The organism is Empedobacter sp. UBA7248 (genome assembly GCF_002472945.1).
Lineage (GTDB): Bacteria > Bacteroidota > Bacteroidia > Flavobacteriales > Weeksellaceae > Empedobacter > Empedobacter falsenii_C.
The window spans coordinates 50,058-70,923 of sequence record NZ_DKSU01000009.1 but is presented as its reverse complement, the minus strand read 5'-3'; the positions used below and the strand labels follow the sequence as shown (position 1 = coordinate 70,923).

Annotated in this window: 21 protein-coding genes; 12 read left to right on the top strand and 9 right to left on the bottom strand. The window is 30.9% G+C overall.

Going from position 1 to position 20,866, the window contains the following annotated elements; all coding sequences use genetic code 11:
- Window positions 1-100 precede the first annotated feature (100 nt).
- From B4A23_RS10195 to B4A23_RS10185, 3 genes are all read left to right on the top strand, one after another.
- Window positions 101-955 (top strand): BadF/BadG/BcrA/BcrD ATPase family protein, encoded by an 855-nt coding sequence (locus tag B4A23_RS10195; RefSeq protein ID WP_291119624.1) that lies wholly within the window; start codon window positions 101-103, stop codon window positions 953-955.
- 4 nt (window positions 956-959) lie between these two features.
- Window positions 960-1,661: a formyltransferase family protein gene (locus tag B4A23_RS10190; protein WP_291119621.1), complete on the top strand. Its 702-nt coding sequence runs from the start codon at window positions 960-962 to the stop codon at window positions 1,659-1,661.
- Window positions 1,662-1,764: 103 nt separating this feature from the next.
- Window positions 1,765-2,028: a hypothetical protein gene (locus tag B4A23_RS10185; protein ID WP_291119619.1), complete on the top strand. Its 264-nt coding sequence runs from the start codon at window positions 1,765-1,767 to the stop codon at window positions 2,026-2,028.
- Here B4A23_RS10185 and B4A23_RS10180 read toward each other — a convergent pair.
- The 4 genes from B4A23_RS10180 to B4A23_RS10165 all read right to left on the bottom strand — a co-directional run bounded on the left by B4A23_RS10180 (window position 2,022) and on the right by B4A23_RS10165 (window position 8,049).
- On the bottom strand, window positions 2,022-3,608 hold the full coding sequence (locus tag B4A23_RS10180) for a hypothetical protein (RefSeq protein ID WP_291119617.1): 1,587 nt from the start codon (window positions 3,606-3,608) through the stop codon (window positions 2,022-2,024). The genes B4A23_RS10185 and B4A23_RS10180 overlap by 7 nt on opposite strands.
- A gap of 493 nt (window positions 3,609-4,101) precedes the next feature.
- Window positions 4,102-5,664, bottom strand: coding sequence for a hypothetical protein (locus B4A23_RS10175; RefSeq protein ID WP_291119614.1), 1,563 nt, complete (start codon window positions 5,662-5,664; stop codon window positions 4,102-4,104).
- Between the two features lie 4 nt (window positions 5,665-5,668).
- Window positions 5,669-6,715: an HlyD family secretion protein gene (locus tag B4A23_RS10170; protein WP_219034486.1), complete on the bottom strand. Its 1,047-nt coding sequence runs from the start codon at window positions 6,713-6,715 to the stop codon at window positions 5,669-5,671.
- Between the two features lie 2 nt (window positions 6,716-6,717).
- On the bottom strand, window positions 6,718-8,049 hold the full coding sequence (locus tag B4A23_RS10165; protein ID WP_291119611.1) for a TolC family protein: 1,332 nt from the start codon (window positions 8,047-8,049) through the stop codon (window positions 6,718-6,720).
- A 119-nt stretch (window positions 8,050-8,168) separates the two neighbouring features.
- Between B4A23_RS10165 and B4A23_RS10160 the strand changes: the two genes are divergently transcribed.
- Both B4A23_RS10160 and B4A23_RS10155 read left to right on the top strand, forming a co-directional pair.
- Window positions 8,169-9,023, top strand: coding sequence for an AraC family transcriptional regulator (locus B4A23_RS10160; protein ID WP_291119608.1), 855 nt, complete (start codon window positions 8,169-8,171; stop codon window positions 9,021-9,023).
- 242 nt (window positions 9,024-9,265) lie between these two features.
- Window positions 9,266-9,811 (top strand): NADPH-dependent FMN reductase, encoded by a 546-nt coding sequence (locus B4A23_RS10155; protein WP_291119606.1) that lies wholly within the window; start codon window positions 9,266-9,268, stop codon window positions 9,809-9,811.
- A gap of 73 nt (window positions 9,812-9,884) precedes the next feature.
- Here B4A23_RS10155 and B4A23_RS10150 read toward each other — a convergent pair whose 3' ends face one another.
- From B4A23_RS10150 to B4A23_RS10135, 4 genes are all read right to left on the bottom strand, one after another.
- Window positions 9,885-10,946: a T9SS type B sorting domain-containing protein gene (locus B4A23_RS10150; protein WP_291119603.1), complete on the bottom strand. Its 1,062-nt coding sequence runs from the start codon at window positions 10,944-10,946 to the stop codon at window positions 9,885-9,887.
- Between the two features lie 6 nt (window positions 10,947-10,952).
- Window positions 10,953-11,720, bottom strand: coding sequence for a hypothetical protein (locus tag B4A23_RS10145; protein ID WP_291119600.1), 768 nt, complete (start codon window positions 11,718-11,720; stop codon window positions 10,953-10,955).
- Window positions 11,721-11,737: 17 nt separating this feature from the next.
- Window positions 11,738-12,835 carry a hypothetical protein gene (locus B4A23_RS10140; RefSeq protein WP_291119597.1) on the bottom strand — a complete coding sequence of 366 codons (1,098 nt, stop codon included), beginning with the start codon at window positions 12,833-12,835 and terminating at the stop codon, window positions 11,738-11,740.
- 166 nt (window positions 12,836-13,001) lie between these two features.
- The gene (locus B4A23_RS10135) at window positions 13,002-13,418 is read right to left on the bottom strand and encodes an OsmC family protein (protein ID WP_038336062.1); all 417 of its coding nucleotides are present in this window, start codon (window positions 13,416-13,418) and stop codon (window positions 13,002-13,004) included.
- A 124-nt stretch (window positions 13,419-13,542) separates the two neighbouring features.
- Here B4A23_RS10135 and B4A23_RS10130 point away from each other — a divergent pair, with 124 nt between their 5' ends.
- Window positions 13,543-13,920 carry a VOC family protein gene (locus B4A23_RS10130; RefSeq protein ID WP_291119594.1) on the top strand — a complete coding sequence of 126 codons (378 nt, stop codon included), beginning with the start codon at window positions 13,543-13,545 and terminating at the stop codon, window positions 13,918-13,920.
- A 50-nt stretch (window positions 13,921-13,970) separates the two neighbouring features.
- On the opposite strand, the gene B4A23_RS10125 is transcribed toward B4A23_RS10130, so the two are convergent.
- Window positions 13,971-15,062 (bottom strand): M42 family metallopeptidase, encoded by a 1,092-nt coding sequence (locus B4A23_RS10125; RefSeq protein ID WP_219034484.1) that lies wholly within the window; start codon window positions 15,060-15,062, stop codon window positions 13,971-13,973.
- Window positions 15,063-15,123: 61 nt separating this feature from the next.
- Between B4A23_RS10125 and B4A23_RS10120 the strand changes: the two genes are divergently transcribed.
- From B4A23_RS10120 to B4A23_RS10095, 6 genes are all read left to right on the top strand, one after another.
- Window positions 15,124-15,777, top strand: coding sequence for a DUF4294 domain-containing protein (locus B4A23_RS10120; protein ID WP_115001112.1), 654 nt, complete (start codon window positions 15,124-15,126; stop codon window positions 15,775-15,777).
- Window positions 15,778-15,849: 72 nt separating this feature from the next.
- Entirely contained in the window at window positions 15,850-16,833 is a 984-nt protein-coding gene (gene pfkA / locus B4A23_RS10115; RefSeq protein WP_280049289.1) for a 6-phosphofructokinase, read from the top strand.
- Between the two features lie 31 nt (window positions 16,834-16,864).
- Window positions 16,865-17,869 (top strand): type I glyceraldehyde-3-phosphate dehydrogenase, encoded by a 1,005-nt coding sequence (gene gap / locus B4A23_RS10110; protein ID WP_180906387.1) that lies wholly within the window; start codon window positions 16,865-16,867, stop codon window positions 17,867-17,869.
- A gap of 219 nt (window positions 17,870-18,088) precedes the next feature.
- Entirely contained in the window at window positions 18,089-18,685 is a 597-nt protein-coding gene (locus B4A23_RS10105) for an RNA polymerase sigma factor (RefSeq protein WP_286501237.1), read from the top strand.
- Between the two features lie 322 nt (window positions 18,686-19,007).
- Complete coding sequence (locus tag B4A23_RS10100) at window positions 19,008-19,973, top strand: NAD(P)H-dependent flavin oxidoreductase (protein ID WP_291119589.1); 966 nt, start codon at window positions 19,008-19,010, stop codon at window positions 19,971-19,973.
- A gap of 8 nt (window positions 19,974-19,981) precedes the next feature.
- Complete coding sequence (locus B4A23_RS10095) at window positions 19,982-20,851, top strand: acyl-CoA thioesterase (protein WP_286485614.1); 870 nt, start codon at window positions 19,982-19,984, stop codon at window positions 20,849-20,851.
- Window positions 20,852-20,866 lie beyond the last annotated feature (15 nt).

Sequence of the window (20,866 nt, the reverse complement as noted above, 5' to 3'; positions counted from 1 at the left end):
TATTTTTTTATATAAAAAGCCTGAAATTTCAGGCTTTTTTTTATGCGCATTGTTAAAAGAATGTTATTTTAGCACTCCTCAATTATATCAAAACAAAAAAATGATTGCAATAGCAGATAGCGGTTCTACTAAAACGGATTGGGTAATTTTAGATAGCGACCTTAATGAAATTTTTAGAACAAGTACAATCGGATTTAATCCGTATTTTGTAACATCAGAAGATATTACGACTGAATTACAAAAAAATGAAGATTTTGCACCTGTTGCAAATGATTTTACAAAAGTCTTTTTTTATGGTGCAGGAACTTCCAGCGAAGCAATGCATGCTGTTGTTAAAGAAGGTTTAGAGAATTTCTTTACAAATGCAGAATTTGTCGTAGACCATGATTTATTAGCTGCTTGTTACGCAACTTATATGGGAAAACCTGCAATGGTTTGTATCTTAGGAACAGGTTCTAATTCTTGTTATTTCGATGGAACAACAATGCGCGAAGAAACAAAATCTTTAGCTTATATCTTAGGTGACGAAGGTTCTGGAAATGACTTAGGAAAACGTGTATTACGCGCTTTTTACACAAAAAAAATGCCTCCACATTTAGCCAAAGCTTTTGATGATTATTATAAATTATCTGTAGATGAATTAAATAAAAATGTGTACCAAAATAAATTTGCAAACACATATTTAGCATCTTTCAATAAATTTGTTGTTGAACATAAAAATGATCCATTTATTCAGAAAATTATTTATGATGCAATGTCTTCTTTTATCGAATATCAAATTATGCCTTACGAAGAAGCTCGTCATTCTGAATTAAATTTCATTGGCTCAATTGCTCATATTTATGAAGATGTTATTCGTTCAGTTGCGGCAGAATATCACTTAACAGTTGGTCATATTATTAGAAAACCAATTGATAATGTTGTTGATTATCACAAAAAGTATTTGATTAAGTAAATCAATGAATCAGCCAAAAATAGCGGTAATTTCTTACAATACTCCTCATCGCAAAACACAAGATGTTTTACACGGATTAAAAGCTAAAGGTTATCAAAATGTAAAAATATTTGCATTGCCTTTTATACAAAGGGAAAATCCGTTCAAACCAATTTATCAGCATCGTCCAAGTAAGGCGATTCAAGTAAATTTAGATGATTATTGTAATAATTTTGGTTATAATTTTGATTTAACAACTGCTGAAACGTTGAACAATCAATTAAACGATTATAAAGCTGAATATGTGATTATTGCAGGAGCAGGATTATTACCAGATGAATTGGTTGAAAATCATAAAATTATCAATACGCATCCAGGTTTTTTACCTTTGACGAGAGGTTTAGATTCATTAAAATGGGCAATCACAAAAGGAGTCGAAATTGGTGTTACAACTCACTTTGTTGATACAGAAGCTGACGCTGGTTTTTTGATTGAACAACAATATGTTCCTGTTTATGGGAATGATACATTTCATTCATTGGCTAATCGTCAATATGAAACAGAAATTGAAATGTTAGTTAATTCGATTGAATTGATTCCAACACTTTCAGAATTCAAATCACTTTCATCAAATGAATTTGAGGCTACGCGCAGAATGCCAAAAGCTATCGAAGAAAATTTGATGCAAGCATTTGAAACATATAAAGAAAAATATAAAAGGGATTAAATATTTTTAGATAAAAAAACAAAAAAAGCTAACCAATTGGTTAGCTTTTTTATTTAAATCTATTTTTTAATTTGATTTTACTATCTTTAATAAAACAATTAAAATGAACAAAGAAAAATCTTTGAGCGAATTAACATTAGAAGAATTAAATGAAAAAAGAAAAAAAGTTAACAAACTAAATCTTAGCATTCAAATCCCATTATTACTTATAGCAGTTATTCTATTAATTCTGAAAATGACAAACAAATATGATATCAATGTAACATTCGTTATTTTATTATCATGTTCTGTAACTTTTATTCCTCTTATAACAGGTTTAGCGAAAATAAATGCAGAAATAAATACTAGAAAAAAAGAGAATCAATGACTCTCTTTTCTCTTTTTCCTAAGATGTAAAACGTTTTTGATTGGATTATAAATCATAATAAAAACCATCATTACAATTCCGAAATAAAATAAGGTTCTAAAAATTTGAATATCTGCAATCAATAAAGCTTGGTTATACAATTGAGATTTTAGATTAGTCGCTGTCAAACTGATCGATTCATTTACTAAATGAGTTGTATTGTGTTTATTGAATAAATTATTCCATTGTTCTTGAAAAATTGTATTGGTAATATCTAGATTTTTCGTCATCAAAAATTGATGTTTAGTCGTCAAGAAAAGAATTGCATTTTGCATAATCGAAAAACTAATTGTCGACGACCAATAACGCATTGCGACTGCTGCTTGCATAGTATTCATAGAAAAATTAGCGTGTACAGAACATACCATATATTGCAAAATTGGTGCAAACAACATTCCTTGTCCCATTCCTTCCATCAATAATGGCGGAATAACTGCATTCGGACGCGTATCTGGAACCAAAATGTAACTAAACCACAACATGGCAGACGTTAAACAAAAAAATCCTCCAAGAAATACATATTTATATTGTGTTTGAAATTGTGTGATGATGAAATAAGCAAACAATGCTCCGATGTAAATTCCGGCACAATTATAATATTGTATTTGCAAAACAAACTCCCAATGCCATTTCCAAACAACATTCATTACTTGATAAATGTTACTCATACTCGATTTGAAAATATAAAATGTAAAAAACAACAACATACCTACAATAACTCTTTCGGAGCGAAGAATCTCGAAATGGAAAATCGGTTTTTTAGACGTTAATTGTTGCAAAATAAATAAGCCCGAAAAAATAAGCATTGCAGCAAACGCAATAACGATATAAAGCGATTCGAACCAATAATATCTTTTACCATAAATCAATAAAAAAGCTCCTGCTATTAATGACATCATCATCAAAAAATAACCAGCTAAATTCAACTGATACAAAGGTTTTTTGGGATATAATCTACCATGACTAAAAAGAAATACGTAAATCAATAATGATAGAACATGAAAAAAGATAACAGTATAAATCACCATATTGAAATTATAATTTTCGATGGCAAATTTTACAATAGAGGTTGTGTATTTATCAGCCGTCATCATAAATCCATACAAAAACGTATTTCCTAATAACCGTCCATATTCGCCTTTTATACGCGACATAATTAGCGGAACAATAATACAACCTTCGAGATAAGATGTTGTTCCTTGTATCACACGAAGCAAATAAATCAATTGCGTATTTGTTGTCAATGAAATCAGTAACATTAATACAATATTGATAATCGTCATAAACAATAAATAGGAGCGAATATTAAAGAACTGAAAAAGCCGTTCGTTAATAAAAAGCCCACATACAATTGTTGCGTAAGCCAAAGAAAAAATGAATTGTAAATCGTCTACATCAACATCTAGAAATGAAGCTGTAAACGTACTATTCATATTGAAAAGTGAGAGAATCATCACATGCGGAATCAACGCGGCAATGAGAATTGGAAGCACCAATTTTTCTGGTATCCATTTCTTGAAAATGGGATGTTGATTGTGCATTGAGTTATTTATTCAATTTTACAATCAAGTTCAAAACATTCATTCGAAAGTTTGTCTAATTAAAAATATTTTATTGATTTCGTGATTATCTTACCTAAAAAGTAAAAAAAGGAAGCTGCCTGAGAAAAGTCAAAAGGCTAAAATGTGATTCTGAATAATAAATCGTTAAAATACGATGATTCATTTCTATAAAACTATAACAAATTTAAAATCAATAAAATAAAATTAATATTTTCTATAACATTAATTATTTTTCGTTTGATTTATTTTGATGGCAAAAGTAAGTGCTGTCTCAGAAAAACAAGTTGATTATTTGAGAATATAATTTGTTCATTTACGCCATTTTTAAATTTAAAAAACTTTATAATATCTCCTTTTTACGGGATAATTTAGATAAAACATTCATTTTTAAAAATTTGTAATAAAAAAAACGTACTTGATTCTATTAAATCAAATACGTCAATTAAATAAAAAGTAATATATAAAAATTATTTTAACGATGTAAAAGTCTATTTTTTATCGGTTGATAAAGAATTACAAAAATCGCTGCGATAATTCCCACAACAAACAATGTTCGGAAAATCTCAATATTACTAACCAACAAAGCTTGGTTGTACAATTTTGCTTTTAAAGCTGCAGCAGTAATACTTTCTGCTTCGTTTGGAAGATGATTCGCAATATTTTTATTGAACAAATTATTCCATTGTTGTTGGAAAATAGGACTCGTTTTATCTAAATTTTTGGTCATCAAAAATTGATGTTTAGTCGTCAAATATAAAATTGCATTTTGCATTAACGAAAAACCAATTGTTGTAGTCCAAAAACGAATTGCCGTACCTGCTTGTGCCGCACTACCAGTAATAGAAGGATGTACAGAACCTGTAATATACAACACTAATGGCGTAAAAATAACACCTTGCGCAATTCCTTCTAACATCAATGTTGGCGCTATTGCCTCGACTTTTGTATCTGGATAAAACAAATAACTAAACCACAACATGCTCATGGCTAAAAGTACAAATCCAAGAAAAAATATTTTTCTAAAATCGACTCTATTCTTAACCATAAAAAATGAAAACACAACACCAATGATAGAACCAGCCACATTAAAATATTGAATCTGCAACACATATTCCCATTGCCATTTCCAAACTGTTGACATAACTTGGTAAATATTGCTCATTCCTGCACGTAAAGTATAGAAAACAAAAAACATTAATATTCCTAAAATGACACGTTCTGATTTGAAAATCTCAAAATGAAACAAAGGTCGTTTGGCTGTTTTTTGATGCAATAAAAATAAGCCACTAAAAACGAGTGTTGATGCAAATGCTATGATAATAATTGGCGATTCGAACCAATAATATTTTTTTCCATAAATCAAGAAAAATGCACCAGAAATTAAGGAAATAATCATCAAGAAAATTCCTCCTAAATTTAATTGATACAATGGTTTTTTAGGAAACATTCTGTTGTGATTAAAGAAAAATACATAAATAATTAATGCAACAACATGAAAACTCATAATCGTATACACCATCATATTGTGGTTATAATTCTCAATCGCAAACTTCACGATAGAAGTTGTGAATTTATCTCCCGTTAACATTACGCCGTACAAAAACGAATAAGCAATCAATTTTGAATGTTCACTTTTAATATTCGACATAATGATTGGCAACAAAATACAACCTTCGAAAAGCGATAAAGGTCCTTGAATAAAACGCAGAATCAAAATCAATTCTGTATTTGTTGTCAATGTCATTCCAAACAACACCAAAATGTTAAGCATGGTCATTGTTAGCAGATAACTTCTGATATTGAAAAAGTGAAAAAATCGAACGTGAATAAATAAGCCACAAACAATAGTGGCATACGCCATCGAAAAAAGGAACTGCAAATCGTCGACCTCCAAATCCAAAAATGATGCTGTAAACGTACTATTCATGTTGAATATCGTCAAAATCATCAAGTGTGGAAATAGCGCAAGGATAAAAATTGGCACAACCAATTTTTGCGGAACCCATTTATTGAATATTGAATTTTGTTGTGACATTTATTTAATTTACTTTTTCTGCGGAAACATTTACATTCATTCCGGTACGTAATTTTTCGTTATTTTTAGACTCTTTCAGAATTATTTTTACAGGAAAACGTTGTTCAATTTTCACGAAGTTCCCTGTTGCATTATCAGGTTTTATCAAAGCAAACTCAGACCCAGAAGCTGGCGAAAGAGATTCAATTTTTCCTTCAAACTCAATGTTTTTGTAGGCATCTGCTTTTATAATAACTGGTTGATCCAAATCGATTTCTCCAATTTGCGTTTCTTTAAAATTCGCAACAATCCATTTCTCTTTCGAAACCACTTGCACCAAGGCTTGCCCTTCTTTTATTAACTGACCTTCTTGTATATTTTTTGTTCCAACCCAACCATCGTAAGGCGCCACAACATAGGTATATGAGAGAGTAAGTTTGGCATCATTCAATTGGGCTTTTCGTTGTAAAATTTGAGTTTTTGCAGGTGCAACTTTTGTTTGTTCAGCAGATGCACTAACATTCACTGCATTACGTTGTTGTTCCAAAGCACTCAAACTTGCTTTTGCTTGTTTATATTTTGCTTCAACTTCTTCAAATTGTTGTACAGTTGCAGCATCTTCTTGCACTAAATTTTTGAAACGATTATAATCTTTTTCCGTTCTCCAAACCTCTATTTTAGCAGCTTCTATATTTGCATTAACAATATTAACATCACTCGATTTTGTGTCAACAGCTTTTTCGTAGGTTAGAACAGATTGTGAAGTCGATTCTAAATTTGCTTCTGCAATATCAATCTGGTTCTGAAACTCTCTATTGTCAATCACAACAAGCGTATCACCTTTGTGCACAAATTGATTTTCTTCGAAATTTACTTTTTTGATAAAACCAGAAACTTTACTCGAAACTGGCGTAATATATTGTCGCACTTGCGCATCATTTGTATTGACATGTGAACTCGAAAAGAAATAAAACCAAGCCACTGCAGTGATTCCTATGATAATAAAAATCCAAGCAATCGCCGAAAGCGTTCTATTCATTCGTTTTTCTCCTTTTGTCTGTTGTTTTCCCATTTTTATAAGTTTCCTAAAATGTATTGTAATTGATAGTATTTTAATTGTTTGTTGATTTGCAATGAAATCAAATTCGATTGAGCCTCTAAATAAGCGTTATCCGCATCGATAAGTTCTGTAATCAAACTCAATTTGTTGACATATTTTGTTCGAACAATTCGATAATTTTCTTTAGCCTGACCAATTGCTTCTTCAGCAATTTTTATTTTATCGATCGATTCTTCTAATCGTTTATTCGCTGCAAAAACATCGTGTCGAATTTGTTCTTCTTTCTCTTCTATTTCTAATTTTGCAATTGAAATGTTACGATCTGCGATTTGCATTTTTTGTTTATTCTTGAAAAAATTACTCAACGGAATCGAAACATTTACACCAACAGAACCAAATCTGTACAAATATTCTTCTGGAGGAAAAAACATAAAGTTTGGATAATTATATCCATATTCAGCACCAGCAGTTATTTTTGGTAATGTATTGGCTTTGGTAATTTTCTTATCAATTTCTTTCAAATTCAAATCATCTTTCGCAATTTTCAAACTTTCACTTTGATCCATTGCTTCCAAAATCATTTCATCAACTAAACCCAAATGCTCTTCATTTGTAAACAAATCATTGGTATCAATATGCATTTCTTGATTTTCTGGTAAAGCCAAAATTGTTTTGATTTGATGTTCGATAATCGAAATTTCATTTGCCAATTCCGTAAAAGACATTTTATGATTTGACAACTGCAATTCAGTTCTCAAAACTTCGTTATACGTTACCAAACCATTTTTTTTCAAGGATTCTGTTTGCTTTATCACAACTGAATCTTCTCTCATTTTATCCGAAATCAACTTTTGTTGCTCTTGTAAATGCAACGCTTGTAAATAAGCTGTGATAATTTGCATTCTTAATTCTCGCTCATCTTTTCGAACTTGTAGTTTCGAAATATTAGTTTCTATTTCAGATTTTTTCTCGTCATTTTTTAATTTTCCTCCCAAATAAATTGGAATTTCTGCCGAAAGTGTAAAATCATATTTCACACGAGGAACAGCATATTTTGTAGAAGGTTTTAGAACACCGTCTTCGAATTGGCGTAAATTACTCAAAACATTAAAACCAGTGTGAAAGTCTACATCTGGTAATTTTTCGTTTTTAAGATCTTTCTCTTTTAATTCAGCAATATTAGTTTTTAAAGCGCTAATTTGTAATTTTTTATTATTTTGAAGTCCAATTTCAATTGCTTTGCTTAATTTCAGTTGGTTATAGTCTATTTCATTTTGAGCATAACTCAACCCACTCAGCATTAACAACAATGTAAGCAACTGATATTTAACGAATTTAAATATCATTTTGTATTATTTATAAGTCTGTTATTGATTTTTAGTGATGCAAAGTTACATTGAAAACATGTTTACCCTCTTGATAAAAAAAGAAAATAATTTGCTCATTTACGCCAAAATAAAGTAATTTGCAAAAGCAAAATATTTCACTTTATAAAAGTATAAAAACAATGTTGTTTGATCAGTTTTTTTTTAACGAAGTTGACAAATCTAAAGTCCATTTTTATATACAACATGCACATTTAGATACGATAGGAACTCGCGTACATGAGCATAAAAAAGCACAATTATTATATGCAGAAGGCGGAATTGTACACGTTTTTGTAAACGATAAACATTGGTATTTACCTGCGCGATGTTTTATGTGGATTCCTGCAAATACGCCACATTCTATCTTAACGAATAGTAAAACAGGCGATTTGTATAATTTTTATTTTAAGACTGAAAAAGAAGAAAACGATTTTTATTCGATTACAAATATTTATTACACGAATGAATTGTTAAGGGAAATGATTTTGTATACTAAAAATTGGAGTGGATCAATTTCAGAAAAAGATCCTGCAAAATATGACTTTGTAAAAGCCATACGATCTATTTTACCCGAAATGGAATCAAACAAACTACCCGCTTTTATTCAGCATCCATTTCCAAAAGATCAGAAATTGATTGATATTGCCCAATTTCTGATGAAAAATATAGAAAAAAACTATACAATAGATGAAGTTGCGCAACAATTTGGGTTGAGCACACGAACATTATCCCGAAAATTCAAAGATAATATGGGAATGAATTATGTTCGTTTTCTACGTGCATTACGTATCACAAAATCATTGGAATTGATTGCTGAAAACAAATATAATATGTACGAAATTGCAATGTTAGTTGGGTATAATTCGTTATCATCTTTCAGTAATATTTTTCAGAAAGTTTCGGGGATTCGACCAACAGAATACGCGCAATTATTACACACAAAAAAACAATAACTTAAGATAAAAACTAAGATTATAAAAGCTTTTACTGGAAGTAACAGCTCTACTTCTATCAACAAACAATTGATGAGTTAAGTTACTTTACTATTAGAAGAACTTAAACTGTAATTATTCGGTAAATAAATGAGTTTATAAAAAAAATATAAGTTTTTATCTTTTCCTAACATAGGTCAATAAAACTTATAGTTGCTTGCAATAACTTTGCTTCATCAAAAATAAAAATACTCAATAAGAATATGAAAATTTTAGCTTTCGCTGGTAGTAACAGCAAAAAATCAATCAATAAAGAATTATTAAATTATACTTTAAATCAAATCGAAAATGCAGAAATCGATTTAGTTGACATCAATGATTTCGAGATGCCTATCTATTCTATTGATCGTCAATTAGAAAATGGCTTTCCACAAAAAGCACAAGATTTTTACAATAAAATAAAAGATGCAGAAGGTGTTGTAATTTCTTTGGCAGAACATAATGGAAACTTTTCTGTTGCATTGAAAAACATTTTGGATTGGGTTTCTCGTATCGAAATGCCATATTTGAAAGATAAAAAAGTATTGTTATTAAGTACATCTCCAGGTGCTTATGGTGGAGGAAATGTAATGGAAGTTGCGACAAAATATTTTGGAATGTTTGCAAGTGGAGAAATTGTAGCAAGTACTACTTTCCCATCTTTCAACGATAATTTCCAAAATAGTGAAATTGTAAATGATGAATTAAAAAATAAAGTATTAGCGCAAGTTAATATCTTTCAAGAAGCTTTAACTACTGTTGAGGCTTAATTGAAAATGTATGTATTGAAAAAAGGTCTTTCGTTCGAAAGACCTTTTTTATTATCAATTAATAATTAATGAATTATTTATTTTTAATTAAGATTGAACCAGATTTAGTTTGTTTGTCATTTAACTTGATTACATACCAATAGTTATCAGTTGGAACTGGTTTTCCAGCAATTTTTCCATCCCAAATAAAATGCTCTGCATTGGTAATCGTTTTTACTTTTTTACCAAAACGATCATAAATTTCAATAATTGCATTTAAATAACTTTTTAACAATTTACTCAAATCCCACTTGTCATTTATTCCATCATTATTTGGCGTAATCACATTTGTAATCATCATTGCTTCGGCAGGAATTTCTGTCAAACACTCACCATTTTTAGATTTAACTCGAACAATATATTTACCCGCAGCTACATTTCTGAACGTATTAGAATCTTTCCAACTATAAATTATTTTTCCATTTTCATCTTCTAATTGATAGTAAACAGATGTATTTCCTCCACTAGCAACGATAATCATTGAATTATCTAAATCGGTATTCACCAAAATCGAAGGAAATTCTACTAACTGAACCTCCGTTTCTCCAATCGAAATACAACTTCCTATTTTAGCTTCCAAACGATATTTACCAGACTGATTTACAACAAAAGTTGGTGAAGCAGACGAATAAACCAAATTGTTATGTTCATCAAACCAATTATATTCATAAAAACCACTTGGAGCAGTAATCGTCATTGAATTAAAATCTGGACAGAAATAATAAATTGGCGCTAAATCTATTTGTATTGCTTCGGAAATTGTAACCTGTAATTCTTGCGTAGAAGAACCACAACTATTGGTTTCCGTAACTTTCAACGTATAAACGCCCAAAGGTGTATTTTGCCAATCAATTTCTACTTGATTTCCCGATGTTGTAATTGGTAAATAACTTCCTGAAAAATTACTTTCCAAAACTTTCCAAACATAGCTTGAACCTAAAGTTCCGTTGCCGAAGTTTTCATCCAAATCTACACTATATTGATGTTTAGAGGCAGGACATAATTTTTGCTGACCTAATAGACTGCCTCCCGAAAGAAGCAGTAAACCTATTAAGACTATTTTATTTGAATAATATTTTTGACCATGAGTTGACAATTTATTTTAGAATACAATTTCTGAAATTATAGGAGCTTGTTTTAGTGGAATTGTTTTAAAATTTCCTGCTGTCATTATCAAATTTTCAAACGTTTCTGTTCTCGTAGGATTTGAAGGTTGATCTGCTTTAAATTCTACTTTAGTTGTTGTTAATACAATATCACCAGAACCATTTGAAACAATTTGAATATCAACTTTACCTGTTTGATCAATTATTGCAGAACCTGTCGGCGTTGCAGAACCTGTAACTGAGTAATATACAATTCCGCCAGGCGTCCCATAAAGCGTAAATGTAGCTGTACTAGAGCCACAAATTTCTGTATCAGAATCGATTGTTAGAATATCAGGTTTAACCAATTTCACATTAATCTCTGTCTTAGAATCTGTTGTTGAAGTAGTTTGACAACTATTAAACTCTTCTGCTATAACATTATAATCTTTTATCAAATCCATTGGGTTTCCGCCAGCAATTGGCCAAGTTGCATTCCATGTGATATCAGCTTTATTTGTATCATGGTTAATAGATCCAGTCGGAGCATTTGTTGATGAAGCTGAATAATAAGTCGCACCATTGTTTAATGTCCATTTGTACCAAGACTCTTCAGTTCCATCTGATGAAGCGCCATTTGGTGATTCTGTATCAACAGATAGCGATTTAGTAGCTACATTTCCATCCGCATAAAATGTTTTTATCGGAGTTTGAGCTTGCGTTTTAAAACTTACTATAAATAAAGTAAGAAATGCAAGACTTTTAAAAGTAAAATTTCTTTTCATATATGTAGTTTAATTGATTAATTCATTTTGATTGATGTTATTTTAGGTTCTTCTAAAACTTTTACTTTATATAAAATGGATTTCAAAACAGATACATTATCTTTATTTATTCCAGCTGAAATCCATTTTAATGTATATTTCAATTCGCAATAGTAATATTTATCACTTGCAATTGAAGTTAATGGAATATATGTAGAATTAATCGCGCCATTAATCAGAATTCCATTTTCATTAGAAGGCAAATTATTTTCAAACCATTGATATTCAACAATAGAATTCTCATCTACTTTTAGTATGATATTCTCGTTTTTACAAATCTCAAACTCTTGAATTTCATCATTAACGAGTAATTTTTCTAAATTATTTATGGATTGAAAATTAGAACAATTATTAGCTTTCGACCAATATTCAGGATTTAACAAACGTAGTTTCCATTCATTAGAAGAAGCTTCTGTTTTACTTCTAGAATAATAATTATAAGCAGAATTTTGATCAATTGTAAGATGAAAATCTTTGATTGTTATATTATCATCAATTTCATCTCCAGGCAAACCAGAATTAGTCGTTTCTATACTTGGAATGTCCAAGTAACTATCCCATTCTAATTTATTATTGTAAGCTGTAATTAGTTTAGAATTCTCAAAAAAACCTTTATGATCTTCTGTCGTACCCATATTCCAATTACCATTATTAAAAATAAATAATTGATCGACTAAAGCAACATTAAATCCTCCATTTGTGACTTTTATAATTTGCCAATTAGGATTTATTGAATTCAAGTTAACTTCTGTATAACTATTTGGAATTTTGATTGAAAAAACTTGACCTTTATCTATCGAAAAACCAGTTTTCATTGTAAGTTTAATCACACCTTCTGTTGTACCGAAATAATTATTATATTTTCGTTGCCAACCATTATCAGTGAGATAAATAATAGTATTAGGTAAAATTTCTTTTAGTGTAAGGATAAAAATTTCGTCTACAAATTCAATTGAATTATAATAATTTGAAGAGCAGGAAGAATTCACATTTGAGTTTATTGCAAAAACAAGAAGATCACCTTTATCAAAATTTGTTTGAGCAGATAAAGTAATAGATGAAATGATGAAGAACAATATGAAAAAATACAATTTAACCACTGAAAATCATTTATTTACAATTAAGTTAACTATATTAAATCAGAAAAATGTTTATTAAACGGATATAAGTATTTACAAAGGACTAATAGTAATTATTAAGTATTTACAAACAAAAAACCGAGCTAAGTTGCTCGGTTTCATATTAATTTACATTTATTTCATAGGTGATATCAATTCCTCCATTTGCAAGCATATCATGTACACTACAATACTTCTTAACCGCCAATTCAGCAGCTTTATTTGCTTTATCTAAATCAATATTTCCTTTCAAGAAAAATTTGATGTGAATATTCGTGAAAATATTTGGAATTTCATCTCGACGCTGACCTTCAACCTCAACTTTAATATCTTCAATTTCTTGGCGTTGTTTCTTCAATATTTCATTCAAATCAAAAACACTACAACTTCCCAAAGCAATCAAAACCAACTCCATCGGGCGAACTCCTTTTCCTTCTCCTCCAATCGATTCTGGTCCATCAATATTTACTTTTACAGAAGAACTTGGTGCTGTCGCTTCATAGTGAGAAGCCTGATTTACTCTATTTAATTCAATTTTCATCTTATTTCTTTTAAAGTATAAAAATAATCATTCTCAAAAGATTTATTCTAATATTTGATTGAATAATGATTTTCTGAACAAATTTTTACTAAATTTAAATTCAATGATTGAAAAATTACCACAAATGAATAGCATTGTATATTTTGAAATTCAAGCAAATGATCCGCAGAAATGCATGACTTTTTATGAAAATGTTTTCGGATGGAGTTTTGTAAAACAAGAAGGTTTACCGCTCGAATATTATCGTATCAATACATCTGGAATGGAAGGTGGAATGTTTAAGCGTCCTGCCGAAACACCTCCTCTAAACTGCGGTACAAATGCTTTTACTTGTACCATGGAAGTAGAAAATTTTGATGAAACAGCTCAAAAAATCCTTGAAAACGGAGGAATAATAGCTATGCCAAAATTTGCAATTCCTGGAATGTGTTGGCAAGGTTATTTTTTGGATACTGATAACAATGTTTTTGGAATCTTTGAAGTTGATAGACACGCGAAATAACAACAAAGGCTGTCTTACGACAGCCTTTTCTTTTTTAATCACTTTATATTTTAAACAGTATGATATTTAAAACTTTGCTCGTTTTTAATTGTTTTCACTGATTCGTAAATCAACTCGATAACATTTTTTACATCAGCTTGATGAACCATTTCAACAGTTGTGTGCATATAACGCAACGGCAACGAAATTAAAGCCGAAGGTACTCCACCATTACTGTATGCAAAAGCATCTGTATCCGTTCCTGTTACACGAGAACTAGCCGCACGCTGAAAAGGAATATTGTTTTTCTCAGCTGCATCAATAATTAATTCGCGTACATTATTTTGTACCGCTGGCGCATAATAAACAACTGGGCCATCACCACATTTTTGCTCCCCTTCTTTCGATTTTGTAATCATTGGAGTTGTAGTATCGTGTGTAACGTCCGTAATAATCGCAACATTTGGTTTGATTGTTTGCGTAATCATTTCCGCTCCACGCAATCCAACTTCTTCCTGAACCGCATTTACAACATATAAACCAAAATCTAATTGATCTTTATTTTCTGCCAATTTACGTGCAACCTCAGCAATCATAAACCCTCCCATTCTATTGTCTATCGCACGACAAACAAAATAACGGTCATTCAACGTAAAAAATTCATCAGGATAAGTAATCACACAACCAACATGAATTCCAAGTTCTAAAACTTCCTCTTTCGATGTACAACCTGTATCAATCCAAATTTTATCTGGAGTCGGTGCTTCGTCTTTTCCTGCTTGACGCAAATGAATAGCTGGCCAACCAAAAACTCCTTTTACAATTCCTTTTTTGGTATGAATATTAACCACTTTAGAAGGCGCAATCATATGATCTGATCCTCCGTTACGAATCACATAAATCAATCCGTCATCAGAAATATAATTTACAAACCAAGAAATCTCATCAGCATGCGCTTCAATCACAACTTTATACTTCGCTTCAGGATTTATTACACCATAAGCAGAACCGTAATTATCTGTTTTTACTTCATCTACATATGGTTTGATATAATCCATCCAAACTTTTTGTCCTTCGCTTTCAAAACCTGTAGGCGATGCTGTATTTAAATATTTTGTCAAAAAATCCAAAGATTGTTGATCAAACAAATTATTTGTACTCATTTTAGTTTATTTATCTAACAAATGTACTAATTTTAGGAACAATTTTTGAACTAATTCTGATATGAAATTTTATATCTATCATATAACTTTACTACTTACTTTTGTTGGATTATCTAATGTCAATGCTCAAATTTTTGGGTTAGATTTAGGAGGAAAAAATCCTGCACAAGAAATTAAAAATGATTCAATTAATTTAGATGAATTTGCTTTTAATCCTTTAGACACAATACATCTTAATGAAATGAATAGTTATTCGGTTCATTTAAAAACTGATTTAGAAAAAAAGTATTATTTATGGTTAAGAAAGCGCGTTCGAGATGTTTGGCCATATGTAAGAACTGCTGTTAGAGAATATAATTATGTATCGGATACGATTCAAACTATGGATAAAAGACGAGACAAAAAACGTTTTATTAAATCTCGTCAAAAGGATTTGGCTGATCAATTTGAGAATCAATTAAAAAATATGTCAAGCTCTCGAGGACAAATTCTTACTAAATTAATCTATAAAGAAACCGATAAAACAACATACGATATTATAAAAGAATTACGTGGCGGATTGAATGCTTTTCTTTATCAAGCAGCAAGTGGCGCATTTAATATTGATCTAAAACAAACTTATGATCCGAAGCGAACGCGAGAAGATTTGTATATTGCCGTTATTCTTCAACGAGATTTTGCAGACGGAACGTTAAAACCTGTCGACGAAGATTAATTTATCTTTCATACTACCAATTATAATAATATTCTGATTTTTTATTATATTTGATTTAATAAAGGGAAAAACGTGGGAAACAATATAAAAAGAATTGGTGTATTAACCTCTGGAGGTGATGCGCCTGGAATGAATGCGGCCTTACGTGCCGTTGTAAGAGCATGTAAGTACTACGATATCAAATCAGTAGGAATCCGTCAAGGTTACGAAGGTTTGATTAACAATGATATGATTGAACTTGGACCTCGTTCGGTAAAAAACATTATCAATCAAGGTGGTACAATTCTTAAAACAGCTCGTTCTTTAGAATTCAAAACTGCAGAAGGTCGTCAAAAAGCATACAATCATCTAAAACAAAATAACATTGATGCTTTAGTTGTAATTGGTGGAGATGGTTCTTTTACAGGAGCAAATATCTTTCATCAAGAGTTTGGTGTTCCATTTATTGGAATTCCGGGAACAATTGACAATGATATTTTTGGAACAGATTTTACAATTGGATACGATACAGCTTTGAATACTGTCATTGATGCAATTGATAAATTAAGAGATACAGCAACTTCACATGATCGTGTATTTTTTGTAGAAGTTATGGGACGTGATGCAGGTTTTATTGCTTTAAATAGTGGAATTGCTTCAGGTGCACAAGATATTTTGATTCCAGAACAACGCGATAGTGTCGAAGAATTATGTTCTTCTTTGGAACGTTCAGAAAAATCTGGAAAAAAATCAAGCATCGTTGTAGTTGCTGAAGGTGAAAAATTAGGTGGAGTTTTTGAATTAGCAAAACAAGTTCAAAATCGTCATCCTGAATATGATATTCGTGTAACTGTTTTAGGACACATACAACGTGGTGGTTCTCCATCTTGTCACGATCGCGTTTTAGCAAGTCGTTTAGGAATTGCTGCTGTAGAAGGTTTATTAGAAGGGAAAACAAATCTTATGGCAGGAATTCGCTCTAATAAAGTTGTATTTACAGCGATAGATGAAGCCATCAAAAAACACAATGAGATTGACGAAGAGTTAATCAAAGTAGCTAATATTTTAGCGATTTAAACATTTAATATAAAGGGAAATTATATATACTATGTCAAAAATTAAAATTGGAATCAACGGATTCGGAAGAATTGGTAGCCTTGTTTTCGGGGTTGCTATTGAGAGAAACGATATTGAAATCGTAGGTATTAACGATTTAGTAGACGTTGATTATTTAGCTTATATGCTAAAGTATGATTCAGTTCACGGAAAATTTAACGGAGAAGTTAAAGTAGAAAACGGAAACTTAATTGTTAATGGACAAACAATTCGCGTTACAGCAGAAAGAGACCCAGCAAACTTGAAATGGGACGAAGTTGGAGCTGATATCGTAATCGAAGCAACAGGTTTATTCTTAACAAAAGAAACTGCAGGAAAACACATCGAAGCTGGAGCGAAAAAAGTTGTTTTAACAGGTCCTTCTAAAGATGATACTCCTATGTTTGTAATGGGGGTTAACCACGAATCTGTAACAGCAGAAGATACAATCGTTTCTAACGCTTCTTGTACAACAAACTGTTTAGCACCATTAGCAAAAGTAATTCACGAAAATTTCGGAATTGTAGAAGCTTTAATGACTACAGTTCACGCAACTACTGCAACTCAAAAAACAGTTGACGGACCATCAATGAAAGATTGGAGAGGTGGACGTAGCGCAATGGTAAACATCATTCCATCATCTACAGGTGCTGCAAAAGCAGTTGGAAAAGTAATTCCAGAATTGAACGGAAAATTAACAGGAATGTCTTTCCGTGTACCAACAGTTGACGTTTCTGTAGTTGATTTAACAGTTAAATTAGCAAAAGAAACAAACTACGACGAAATCAAAAAAGTAATGCGCGAAGCTGCTGAAGGAGATATGAAAGGAATTGTAGGATACACAGAAGATGCTGTTGTATCTCAAGATTTCGTAGGTGATACAAGAACATCTATTTTCGATGCAGAAGCTGGTATCATGCTAAACCCTACTTTCGTTAAGTTAGTTGCTTGGTATGACAACGAAATTGGTTACTCAAACAAAGTAGTTGATTTAGTTCAACACATCGCAAAGATTTAATTCTTAATTAATAATTAACAAAAAGGCTGTTCTCAATAAGTGAATAGCCTTTTTTGGTTTAGATTTCTAAAATTTTAAGAAAACTTTATTCTTTTTTAAGACTTTTTATGTTAATTCACTTGTTTTGATTCAAACTTTAACTATATTTGAATCACTTATAAAAAAAAACAAGAAGCCTATAGATAAAAAATCTACTTACTAAACCAAATTATCTACCTTATGAATTACGAAGAAGACTCATTGCTAATCAAAGACTATGTTGATGGTAATGAATATGCTTTAGAAATTTTAATTGAGAAGTATAAAAGTAGAATCTATAGTTTCATTTTCTCAAAAGTTTTGGACAAAGATATCACTGAAGATATTTTCCAAGATACTTTCATCAAAGTTATTCTTACACTAAAAAGTGGCGGATATAATGAAGAAGGAAAGTTTTTACCTTGGTTAATGCGTATTGCGCATAATTTAACTATTGATTATTTTCGAAATATTAAGAAAATGCCTGCTGTTAGAGAAACTGTAGGAAAATATGATGACGAATATAATATTTTCGATTTTATTGGAAATTCTGACGAATGCTCCGAAACCAAAATCATTAAAAAGCAAATTGAAAATGATTTAAGATACCTTGTAACTTTATTACCAAGTGATCAAAGAGAAGTTTTAGAACTGAGAATTTTCAAAGAATTAAGTTTCAAAGAAATTGCGGAAGAAACAAATGTTAGTATTAATACAGCATTAGGAAGAATGCGCTATGCAATTATCAACTTAAGAAAAGTTATCGAAAATAATAACATTATTTTAACAATCGATTAAAAAATAAACTTATCTATTTAGCGTTTATAAAGTAAATAAGTTTTTATGATTGAATTTTACTCAGAAAAATTTGAACCAAAACAATCAACGATTGAAAAATTATTAATGTTTTCGAAATCTATTTCAGCTTTGAAATTAAATAGTGTGAAGCAAACAATAATCCTGAATTTAAATTAATCGAACATTGTTTTTATCAAATAAAAAATCCTGAAAATATTAAACATTTCAGGATTTTTTTATGCAAATAAATTAATATTTTCTGAAAATCATAACTCAATTTATAACTATATTGCATCCTATACCACATCAAAAAAATTTTAGTATGACCCTACAAGAATTTAAAAATAGTTTAGATTTACCTTTAATCACTTCGCCTATGTTTCTTGTTTCTCGAACTGAATTAGTTGTAGAAGCTTGTAAAAATGGAGTATGCGGAACTTTTCCTTCTTTGAATGGAAGAACTGCCGAAGATTTCGAACAAATGTTAATTGATATCACTTCTCAATTAAAACAATTTGAAGAAGAAACAGGTAAAAAAGCGGCTCCATTTGGAGTGAATTTAATCGTTAACAAAACAAATCCTCGTCTCGAAGGTGATTTAGCTTTATGTGCAAAATATAAAGTACCACTTATTATTACGTCACTTGGCGCTGTAAAACAGGTTGTAGATGCAGTTCATAGTTATGGAGGCTTGGTTTTTCATGATGTGATCAAAAAACGTCATGCCGAAAAAGCTGCTGAAGCAGGTGTAGACGGAATTATTGCTGTAGCTTCTGGTGCTGGTGGACATGCTGGTACGGCTAATCCTTTTGCTTTGATTGATGACATTCGTACTTTTTATGATGGATGTTTAATTTTAGCAGGCGCGATGAACAACGGAAATGATATCTTAGCAGCCGAAAATATGGGTGCTGATTTTGCATACATCGGAACTCGTTTTATTGCGACAAAAGAAGCGTCTGCTGATCAAGATTATAAAACAATGTTAGTCGATTCTACTTTCGAAGATGTGATTTATACAGATGGAATTTCTGGTGTAAATGCAAATTTCTTGAAGCCAAGTATTATACATTCTGGAATTGATTTAGACGAAAAGAAAGAAGAAGATTTTTCGAAATTAATTGGAGGAGATGGACATAAAGCATGGAAAGACATTTGGTCTGCTGGACACGGAGTTTCTGGAATTCATGATATTATTTCAACCGAAGAATTAATCAATCGAATGAAAAATGAATATAAATGTGCATTAGAACAAAATGTGCAGAAATTAAATAATTTGAAATTTTAAACTTAATAATGAAAACTACTCAAGAACTCATCGAATTAATTTCTCTCAAAAAACTAGAAGAAAATTTATTCGAAGGGAAAAGTTCTTTTATGGGAAGTCCAAATGTTTTTGGAGGACAAGTTGTAAGCCAAGCTTTGCACGCGGCGTATCAAACTGTTCCTGCAGATCGTTTTTGTCATTCCCTTCACTCCTACTTTATTTTACCTGGACATTTAGAAAAACCTATCTATTTTGAAGTAGCAAATCTTCGTGATGGAGGAAGTTTTAGTACGCGTGTTGTTACTGCAAAGCAAGACAGCGTGCCGATTTTTGTAATGGCTTGTTCATTTCAATTGAAGCAAGAAGGTTACGAACATCAAGAAGAAATGCCTGTTGTAACACCTCCAGAAGAATTAATGAGTTGGAATGATGTAGCAGAACAATTTGGTTCGGTTTTACCAAAATCAATTATGCGATTTGTCTTAGCAGAGCGTCCATTAGATTTTAAACCTGTTGAATTTGTAAATCCTTTTGATAAAAAAGATTATCCTAATTTCAGTAATGTTTGGTTAACTTTTAATGATGTTCCAGAAGATTTACCTTTACCTATTATTCAGCAATTAATTGCGTATAGCTCTGATTATAATTTGTTATCAACAGCGATAAAACCACATGCTTCTAAAGCTCATTTTGGAAATACACAAATGGCAAGTTTAGATCATTCGATTTGGTTTCACAGAGAACCAAATTTGCATGATTGGATATTAGTTAATGTCGAATCTCCAAGTGCAAATGACACAAGAGGTTTTACAAGAGGAAATTTGTTCAATCGTTCTGGTGAACTAATTTGTAGCGTTGCGCAAGAAGGCTTAATCAGACCAATCATCAAAGATAAATAACGAAAAAAGCTAACC